The sequence below is a fragment of the Paraburkholderia sp. SSBN10T genome (genome assembly GCF_056619545.1).
In genome coordinates this window covers 108825-118433 of record NZ_JBWQQI010000025.1, presented here as the reverse complement: position 1 = coordinate 118433, position 9609 = coordinate 108825, and the positions used below count along the sequence as shown (strand labels likewise).

The 9609-nt window shown below is 59.9% G+C and carries 8 protein-coding genes; 3 read left to right on the top strand and 5 right to left on the bottom strand.

The genetic code is table 11. The annotated features are described in order from the left end of the window. The first annotated feature begins 538 nt into the window (after window positions 1–538). Entirely contained in the window at window positions 539–940 is a 402-nt protein-coding gene (locus tag AC1ECK_RS30245) for a hypothetical protein (RefSeq protein ID WP_480325832.1), read from the top strand. A gap of 55 nt (window positions 941–995) precedes the next feature. Here the strand turns inward: AC1ECK_RS30245 and AC1ECK_RS30240 are convergent, their stop codons facing one another. The 3 genes from AC1ECK_RS30240 to AC1ECK_RS30230 all read right to left on the bottom strand — a co-directional run bounded on the left by AC1ECK_RS30240 (window position 996) and on the right by AC1ECK_RS30230 (window position 3995). Beyond that, entirely contained in the window at window positions 996–1793 is a 798-nt protein-coding gene (locus tag AC1ECK_RS30240) for an alpha/beta fold hydrolase (RefSeq protein ID WP_480325844.1), read from the bottom strand. A 284-nt stretch (window positions 1794–2077) separates the two neighbouring features. Further along, complete coding sequence (mreB, locus tag AC1ECK_RS30235) at window positions 2078–3136, bottom strand: rod shape-determining protein MreB (RefSeq protein WP_480325830.1); 1059 nt, start codon at window positions 3134–3136, stop codon at window positions 2078–2080. A gap of 190 nt (window positions 3137–3326) precedes the next feature. Further along, complete coding sequence (locus AC1ECK_RS30230; protein WP_480325828.1) at window positions 3327–3995, bottom strand: alpha/beta hydrolase; 669 nt, start codon at window positions 3993–3995, stop codon at window positions 3327–3329. Between the two features lie 285 nt (window positions 3996–4280). Between AC1ECK_RS30230 and AC1ECK_RS30225 the strand changes: the two genes are divergently transcribed. Continuing rightward, window positions 4281–5855 (top strand): DHA2 family efflux MFS transporter permease subunit, encoded by a 1575-nt coding sequence (locus AC1ECK_RS30225; protein WP_480325827.1) that lies wholly within the window; start codon window positions 4281–4283, stop codon window positions 5853–5855. A 102-nt stretch (window positions 5856–5957) separates the two neighbouring features. Further along, on the top strand, window positions 5958–6872 hold the full coding sequence (locus AC1ECK_RS30220; RefSeq protein WP_480325825.1) for a glutaminase: 915 nt from the start codon (window positions 5958–5960) through the stop codon (window positions 6870–6872). A gap of 205 nt (window positions 6873–7077) precedes the next feature. On the opposite strand, the gene AC1ECK_RS30215 is transcribed toward AC1ECK_RS30220, so the two are convergent. Further along, entirely contained in the window at window positions 7078–7848 is a 771-nt protein-coding gene (locus AC1ECK_RS30215) for an FHA domain-containing protein (RefSeq protein ID WP_480325823.1), read from the bottom strand. Between the two features lie 886 nt (window positions 7849–8734). Next, window positions 8735–9163: a VOC family protein gene (locus AC1ECK_RS30210; protein WP_480325821.1), complete on the bottom strand. Its 429-nt coding sequence runs from the start codon at window positions 9161–9163 to the stop codon at window positions 8735–8737. Window positions 9164–9609 lie beyond the last annotated feature (446 nt).

The window sequence follows — 9609 nt, the reverse complement described above, 5'->3', positions numbered from 1 at the left end:
AAGCGTGCCCTTGTAGATCGGCAAATCAATGGTCTGGTCGCTGTCGGAAAACTTCAGCGTTGCGTGTGTCTTCGAGTCGTTCATCTACGCGTTCCTTTTGCTATCACATCGCACACGTGCCGGACTACGAGTGCTGTCGTTGCTCGCCATGCTCCGGCTCAGGCTTTGCATTTTACGGCTCCGGCGTCAATTCATTGCGACGATTGACCGCAACAATCCATCTCTACCACAGCAACATTCGTTGTTAATCGAACAGGAATGTGCTTCTCATCTGAAACCGCGCTGCTTTCCAACCCTGCTTTCAAACCATTACCGGGTCAGCGTGTATCGCGCCTGCTCATGCGCCCGTCCGTTTTTGCCAGCCAAATGAAAGGCGGCGTGCTTCATGCAACAATGTTTTGCAACGGTTACGCAGCATAAGTGCTTTCGGTCTGCGATACTCACACCGTGTTTGGCTTCCCCTGCGACACACATTGCAGTCTTTGGCCCGCCGTTTGCGGCGGGTCTTTTTATCCAGTCAGAAGAACAGGATTACCAGATGAACGCCTCTCTCGAAACGCTGTTTCCGGATCACAACCACACCGAAGACAGCATCGTCACCGCCTTGAACCATCAGGACATCGTGGTGGCGTTGTCGGCGGCACTGAAGACGCAAAACGTCGCAGTGCTGCATATGCTGTACCCGCGCACGGATGCGCGCACGCATCACAGCCTCGATGCACTCGTCGCGAAGCTGCACGGCCATGGCCTGCATCAGGTCGCGGGTCTGGTGGCCAATGAAGCGCATTACCTGGTGTTCAAAGACCCGGTGAAGGCATGGAAGGCCTTCCAGGAAATCCGCAACGACTCGCTCGCGATCGGCGTGCATCTGTACTACCACGGCCTCGTTGGCGAAGCTGCCGAAGTCGCGCTCGACGCGGACGCTCACCGCAAAGACTAAGCACTGGCAGCGGCCATGCCGCGAGCCGACCGGAGCCGGTCCACCAGCCGGCCGGTCAGCCTTGATCTACCGCGCCTATGTTGCGGATAAATTCGTCGATATAGCGATTGAACGCTGCGGGGTGCGCCAGATTCATCCCGTGCGACGCGCCGCGCACGGTCTCGCGCCGTGCATCCGGCAACCACGAAGCCAGCGCATTCGCAGTACGCCTGAACATGTCGGGACTCTTTTCGCCGTCGATCAACAGTACCGGACAGCGCACCTCTGCGGTTTGCTCCGGCGTATACGCCGGAAGCGGATCGCGAAACTGACGCGCCAGCGTGTGTGCGTTGTCGGTCGCCATGATGCGGAACGCCTGTGTGCTTCTCGCCCAGAAGCCAGGACGGCTGACTGAATCGACGAACAGTTGCAGGCCCGCGTCCACATTCCCCTCCTCGATCAACTGCGCGGCACGCGCCCGCAACGCATTGACCGTTTCCGGCAAAACCGCAGCCGGCCGTCCGGCGATCTGCAACGGACCGCCCGGGTCGGCGAGTGTCAGGGTGCGCAGATGCTGCGCGTGACGCCGCGCAAAATGGAAGGCCACGCAGCCGCCGCGTGAATGACCCACCACGTGTGCCGGCCCTGCCCCGAAACGTTCGATGAATTCGGCCAGTTCATCGGCGTGATCGCTCCAGCTAAACGGCAGGTCGGCCTGCGTGTCGGTCACCGGCCAGTAGTGGGTCAGGCTGACGGCGACGCAACGGTAGTGCTTCGCCAGCCCATCGAGCTGCGGCTGCCAGTAGCGGTAATCGCAGAGCGAGCCATGCACGAACAGCAGCAGTTCGCCCTCGCCTTCGACGACATAAGGCATGCGCAAGCCGCTCGACAATTCGATAAACGACGGGGATAAAACAGGAGTGGGATCAGTCACGGGTCGATTCGGGGACAACACGGCGAGCGCCATCAGGCGTGCCGGTTCTTCTAAGGTGAGGTGGAACGAAGTGCACCGTGCCGCCCCGTTGGGACGCCAGGGTCGGCGAATGAGGCGGTATTGTCACACAGGTCGTGACGCGCGCCCAGCCGCTGCGTGCGGTGCGCGCCGGTTTGCAGCTTGCCGCTGCCCGCCCGGCGGTCGCTGCCGGAGGCGAGTCAGGTCTATTCGTACACGAGTTCTTCGAGCAGCCCTGCTCCCGCTGCGGCGCCGGCGCCGCGCACCGCGCACGTGAGCGGCTCGTCGGCCACGCGCACGGCGAGCCCGAGTTCGGCAGTCAGACGCCGCCCGAGGTTGGCCAGCAGCGCGCCGCCGCCGGTCAGCACGATGCCGGTGTCGGCGATATCCGTCACCAGCTCGGCAGGCGCGCTTTCGAGCCCCGCCTTCACGGCGCCGATCACCTGGCGCAGCGGCCCGTCGATAGCATCGGCGATATCGTGGTTATTCAGCTCGACCGTGCGCGGCAGGCCGTCGTCGACGCTGCGGCCGGTCGCGTTCATGCGCTCCATCGGCACGTCGCGCATGGCCGAACCGATGGTCTTTTTGACGTGCTCCGCGGTCTGCTCGCCCAGCACCACCCCATACAGGCTACGCACATAGTTGATGATCGCCGAGTCGAACTGGTCGCCGCCCACGCGAATCGAGCCGTTATAAGCCATGCCGCCCAGCGCGATGACGCCGACCTCCGTCGTGCCGCCGCCGATATCGACCACCATCGAGCCGGTTGACGAGGTCACCGGCAAACCCGCGCCGACCGCCGAAGCCAGCGATTCGCCGATCAGGCTGACCTTCCAGGCGCCCGCCGCGACGGCGGCTTCCTTGATGGCGCGCCGCTCTACCTGGGTTGCGCCGGCCGGCACGCAGATGGTGAAAGCCGCCCGGCGGCCGAAGAACGGACGCGGCCGCGCCATATCGACGAACTGCCGGATCATGTGTTCGGCCGCGGAAAAATTGGCGATCACGCCATGGCGCATCGGCCGCACAGTCTCGAGATTGTTGGGGGCGCGGCCGAGGAGCTGCTTGGCCTCGCTGCCCACCGCGGCGACCCGCTTCTGCCCGTCCCCGGCGTCGGGACGCTTCTGGAAACACACCACGGACGGCTGATTGAGCACAATGCCGCCGTCGTCGGTGTAGATAAGCGTATTGGCCGTGCCAAGGTCGACCGCCACGGTGTGACGGAACAAGCCCCTGAACAACGAATGGTGCGGCTTCGATCTGGCCATATAAAGGCTCTGCCTTGGTCGTTATCGTCCTTGTGGGACGCTGCGATGATTCCCCCGTACCGCGCGGCAATCCGCCGGACGCCCTGGCAGGCGTGGCGAGACTCCGATGCGGCGCGCGTGATTTTCACGCTAATGAACCATTAACGGCAAGCAGATCAAATTCTTTAGGGTGATTTTATTTCGGCATCTTTCACACCGCCTTCACCCCGAATGCGCGCACCAGCGCATCGCGTCCCAGCATCAGGCCTTCGGTCGAAATCGTATGACCGATACCGGGCAGCGCAAAGGCACCGACGGCAAAGCCCGCGTCGCTGAAAGCGTGCGCCGCGCGCTCGAGTTCGAGCACCGGAATCACCGGATCTTCGACGCCGTGCACGAGCGTCAACGGCGTGCGGGCGGCCGTGGTGATCGGCGAGGCGAGCCGGCCGGAGTAGGCAACCACCGCGGCAGGCGCGTCGTGGCTGGTCGCCGCATGATGGAGCGCCATTATCGAGCCTTGCGAGAACCCCACCAATGCAAGCTTATCGAAAGCAAGCTGCCAATGCGCCAGCTCGGCGTCGAGCATGCGGCGCAGCGCCGGATACGCGTCGGCGACGCGGCCGATCCGGTTGGCCTCGTTCACATCGCGCAAGCTGAACCATTGACGGCCGCCGAAACCGCCATCGAAACGCTCGCTGCCGTCGAGCGAGGTAAAGGCGATATCGGGCAGCGTCTTGCTCCAGCTATCGGCTAGCGGCAGAAGATCTTGCGCATTGCTGCCCACGCCGTGCAGCAGCACGACCAGCGCACGCGCCGGCTTGTCGGCCGGCGCAGCGGCGGGCGCGAGGCGCCAGCCGTGTTCGAATTGTTTCCAGGCCATCTCGATTCCTTTTCTTTCCGATTCCGTATCTGCATGGGAGAGCGCCCGGCAAACGCGGCGTCATCCTGTTCACAGCCGCGAGCATACGCTTTCGTTTTTCTTTTTGCCGACTTGGCCCGGCTGACTCCTGCCACGTGCTGTCACCGTCGACAACCCTACCGAGGGAATGCTGGTAGGCTGCTGATAGCCTTTTTGCGGCCGCTGGACCCGCGGCTCGCCGCCCGCCGTTCAGCAACCCCGCACCTCGCAATCGCAATACCTCATTACCCTGCTCTGGAGAATCGATTGAGCCAGCCCGCCCCTGCGCCCGCATCGGCCCCGCCACCGCCACCGCCACTGAAAGGCGGCCAGCTCGTCCTGGCGACGATCGCCGTCGCACTTGCCACGTTCATGAACGTTTTGGACACGTCGATCGCCAACGTCGCGATTCCGACCATCTCCGGCAACCTGGGCGTCTCGGTGGATGAAGGCACGTGGGTGATTACCGTCTTCGCGGCGGCCAATGCGGTGTCGATTCCGCTGACCGGCTGGCTCACGCAGCGCATTGGCCAGATCAAGCTGTTCGTCGGTGCGATTCTGATGTTCGTACTGTCGTCGTGGCTGTGCGGCATCGCCCCGACGCTGCCCATCCTGCTGCTCGCACGGGTGCTGCAAGGCGCGGTGGCCGGCCCGCTGATTCCGCTCTCGCAGGCGATTCTGCTCGGCTCGTATCCCAAGGAGAAATCGTCCACCGCTCTTGCCTTATGGGCCATGACCGCCACGGTCGGCCCGATTGCCGGGCCTGCGCTCGGAGGCTGGATTACCGATAGCTATAGCTGGTCGTGGATTTTCTACATCAATATCCCGGTGGGCATTTTTGCTGCCGGCGTCACGTGGATGATCTATCGCACCCGCGAAACGCCTACCCGCAAGCCGCCCATCGACGTGGTCGGCCTCGGCCTGCTGATCACCTGGGTCGCCTCGCTGCAGGTGATGCTCGACAAGGGCAAGGACCTCGACTGGTTCTCATCGCCGGTGATCGTCACGCTGGGCATTACGGCGCTGATCAGCTTTGCGTTTTTCCTTGTTTGGGAGCTGACCGAGGAGAATCCGATCGTCGACCTGCGCCTCTTCACGCAGCGCAACTTTCTGGGCGGCACCATTGCGATCTCGGTGGCCTACGGGGTGTTCTTCGGCAACCTGGTGCTGCTGCCGCAATGGATGCAGGAGTATCTGAACTACCGCTCGGTGGACGCCGGCCTCGTGACCGCGCCGCTTGGCGTGTTCGCGGTGATTCTGGCGCCGGTCATGGGCCGCGTCCTGCCGCGCTCGGACGCACGGGTGATCGCCACGCTCGCGTTTATCGGCTTTGCGATCGTGTTCTATATGCGCTCGAAGTATGTGATCGAGATCGACACCTGGCATCTGGTGCTGCCGACCCTGCTGCAAGGCATTCCGATGGCGCTGTTCTTCGTGCCGCTGACCGCGATCATCCTGTCCGGGCAGCCGCCGAACAGAATCCCGGCGGCTGCCGGTTTGTCGAATTTTGCGCGGGTGTTTTGCGGCGCAGTGGGGACCTCGATTGCCGGCAACGAGTGGAATAACCGCACGGTACTGCACCATGCACGCTTGACGGAGCGGGCCACGATCGATAATCCGCTGTTTAACCAGCAGATCGATTCGACCCAGTCGCTGCTGCATCTGAACACTGACTCGGCGCACGCGCTGTTCGACTTCACAGTGAATACGCAGGCTGCGATGATGGGTCTGAACGACATTTTCTTCGTGTCGGCGATTATCTTTATTCTGATTATCCCGTTGATCTGGATTACGCGGCCCTCCAAGGGCGGCGGCGGAGGCGACGCGGCCGGAGCGCATTGAGCAGCACCCGGACAAGCCGAACCGGCCGGGCGATGCTCCGGCCGATTCGCCATTTGCAGCGGCTTGCCAGTAAAATCGCGGCTCCCACGCTCGACCCTGCTCATGAACTACCAAGGCATCCTCGAACAGATTCACCGCGACCTGCAGCCCTATCTGGGAAGCGGCCGCGTTGCCGATTACATTCCCGAACTGGCAAAAGTCCCAGCCGACAGCTTCGGCATGGCCATCGTCACCACAGGCGGCGAAGTCTTCCGTACCGGTGAAGCCGATACCCGCTTTTCGATCCAGAGTATCTCGAAGCTGTTCGCCTGCACGATGGCGTTCCGGCTGCTTGGCGACGCGCTATGGCAGCGGGTCGGCCGCGAGCCGTCGGGCACGCCGTTCAACTCGCTGGTGCAGCTCGAAGCCGAACAAGGCAAACCGCGCAATCCGTTTATCAATGCCGGCGCGCTGGTCGTGACCGACGTGCTGTGCCGCCGCTTTGTGCGGGCCGAGACGGCGCTGGTGGAGTTTATGCGCCGGCTCACCGGCGAGGTGACGATCGACTACGATTCGCGCGTCGCGCAGTCGGAGTTGCAGCATGCGGATCGCAACCAAGCGATGGCGCATTTCATGGCGAGCTTCGGCAACATGGAGATGCCCGTCCATGCGGTAGTCGACGCGTATTGCCGGCAGTGCGCAATCTCGATGAGTTGCGTCGAACTGGCGAAGGCAGCGCTATTCCTCAGTAATGGTGGCGTCGTGCCGTCGACCGGGGAGCGTATCCTCGACAGCAGTTCAACCAAGCGGCTGTCGGCGCTCATGCTGACCTGCGGCACTTACGATGCTGCGGGCGACTTTGTCTTTCGCGTCGGCTTGCCGGCGAAGAGCGGCGTCGGAGGTGGCATCGTCGCGGTGCTGCCTGGGGAAATGGCGGTCTGTGTGTGGTCGCCGGGGTTGGATAGCAACGGTAATTCGCATGCCGGGGTGATGGCGCTGGAGTGGTTGACTACCTATACGGGGCGGTCGATTTTTTGAGGCCGCCGGAGCGGATATCCCGAAGGTTCATTTGGCCTGGCGCAAGCCTGACTGATGCCGAATATTCGCTCCGGGCGCAGCCGACCCGGAGCGGTCTTAGATACTGAGATTTGCGCCGGCTGCTTCCGGGTTATAACGGCCATCAGAGACAAACTAATGGCTTCACGGTAGCAGAGCATTTGCTGGTGCGATTGTCGACGGCACGCTATGCGGGTTTAGTGGGTGGAACTGTTGCATCCGCCATTGAAAGGCGTTCGTGACGACGCACCGCCTGAAATTTCAGTACGCATCCTGCAATATTAATATGATCGCCATCTTTTAATTTTCCTTCTCCTCCAAGGAGAGAATTATTCAACTCCGTTGAGTTTATTGCACTAAAATCTTCGACATACACCGTATCTCCGTCCGAAACGAGCCCGCAATGCCAGCGAGATATGTGATTCTCATCGTCAAAAAGAACCAAATCATTTTTGGGGTCCCTTCCGATGGTTACTCTCGAGTTGAACGGTATGAATAGAATTTTTCCAATATTTCTGCTGCCCGATGTATCGTCTCCAACCACCTTTACTATACCAACCGCAAATCTCCGCGCCAATTCTGGGTTGCCATCGATGGCAGAGGAAATGGAAAATGCCAACTCCGAATGACGTTTCCTTAAATCCGAATTTAGTTCATTTGCCGCGGCATCACGCGCTAGCATAACGGTGTTGGCTGAATTTATACGGCCGATTATGAAAGCCAAGACGGCAGAAAACACAACTCCGCCGGCGCTGATCACGGTCTGCCAAATGGCCATAGTAGTGCTCGATGTCGGAGGCGACGCGCTAATCGCTGCGCCAGATGCGCTGGAAGCACCTTGCGCCATTGCATTCAATGCGACAAAGGAGAGCGCAAAGATAGAAACCATAATTGGGATACGAATAATTTTAGATGAAATTAACGTTTGCTCATCATTAGTTTGATGAAAAATGTTCACTTCCTTGACCTCCGCTCAAAGTAAGCATCAGATTCGGCGCACATCCTTTCCCCCGAAACAGACGAAGCTTGATGCACATCCGAATTTCCATTTTCAGCCAGTACGAATTGCTGTAATTTCGATTGCTTTTACAGGTTATTCCAAGCGGCAGTGAATGTCACTCGTTTTCATCGTCGGTCGTGGCCGATAGCGCAGGTTCCCCGACGGTCAGGATGGCAATTATTAAACTATGATCCGAAGCAAGGCGCGAACGCCTGGGGTGGCCGACGCATGCCTCATCCTATGGTGAACCGAATGACAACTTCCTGAGGTGAAGCCGACACCTGAACGTCCGAGTGAAGGTGCGGGCGCATGACCCTTCTTGGCCGAATTGAGACAGCACCAGCGCAACCAGAAAGAAAGTGTTTCTATAAGTTCGATATATGAGAATCAGGTTTTCCTATGATCCGCCACACGGTGAACGCCACGGATCAGCCCATTACAAACTTTACCCCGCCGATCCTTTCCCCGGAGTCAACGATAATGTTTCCGGCCTACGCGTTCGGGTGGGGATACTGCGCGTTCGTGCCCCCCCCCAACACGGTATGTGAAAGTCTCGGTGTCGCCAATGAGAGTGCAAGGCAACTCATGCTCGCTTTCGAACTCGGCAAACGCGGAATCTTGCAGGCAGTCGAGCAGAAGGCGCTTCCGTCGACGGGGGAACGGGTAGAATTTTTGCCTGCCGACCTCCAACCCTGAACTCGCGGGAGTTCTGTCCAGGCTTCATCAAGCGCCCGTGCACGACCCGTTTCGGTCAATCGCACTTCCGCAAAGCAGCCATTTATTCGGTGCAGGATTGTCCAAAGCTTGTACGAATAGAGACGACGCCCTTGTATCAAGAGGATTGCTATTCGTGTCGCTTGGGGTTCCACGCTTTGTGTACGAACTCAAGACGGTTGCCGTCGAAGTCGGCGACGTTGGCGGCGTAGTAGCCGGGGGCGAAGTAGGTACGATCTGCTGGTTTCCCCTCGTCGATGCCGCCGGCTTTAATTGCGGCTGCATAAGCGGCGTCGACCAGTTCATTGGTGTCGCAAACGATCCCGAGGTACAGTCCGGTCTCTCCTGGCTTGCGTTGACGTAGCCAGATGCTTGATCCAACCACCTTTCCCTCGCCGTACACATCGTCACCGATGCCGTAAAGATCAGGGACACCCTCGGGGCCCGAAGCAGAGTCGTAGTTGCCAAATATGCGCCAGCCGAGTGGCTTCAAGGTTTCAGAGTAGAACGCCAGTGACTTGTCTATGTCGGTGACTGAGATGTAAACGTGGTCGATCATTTGGCCGCCTTCGACGTGGATGGGTATTGTTTTCTCGTAACTATATTTGATAGCTGACTGTCCATGCTATTGCGGCGCGTGTGGCAGAGGCATGAGTGTATCCGAGCAAAGTACGAGGCGGGTCGCCGGCAAACCAGCTTGGTCGATCAAGCGTCCGTTCCTGGCCGGCCCCTGCTTATCGGCGATCGGCTGCACGCGACCCTGAAGCGACACCCGCAATTTCCGATAGCGGCCATTCACGACCGCCGCGATTCAGCTCAACAGATTGCAAGCGGCTGGAATTCGTCTATAAATTACCGATGACTGTTGCTCCTCGCGTATCAAGAAGTCTCCGCCGACCGCTGCTGCCCACAAGGTGAGAGAAAGGAGTAAGCATGTAACGAATCGCGAGTTTTCATCCGGACTACCAAAGATATTTTGGTAGCGATTTTTGGTATTTCCTACCC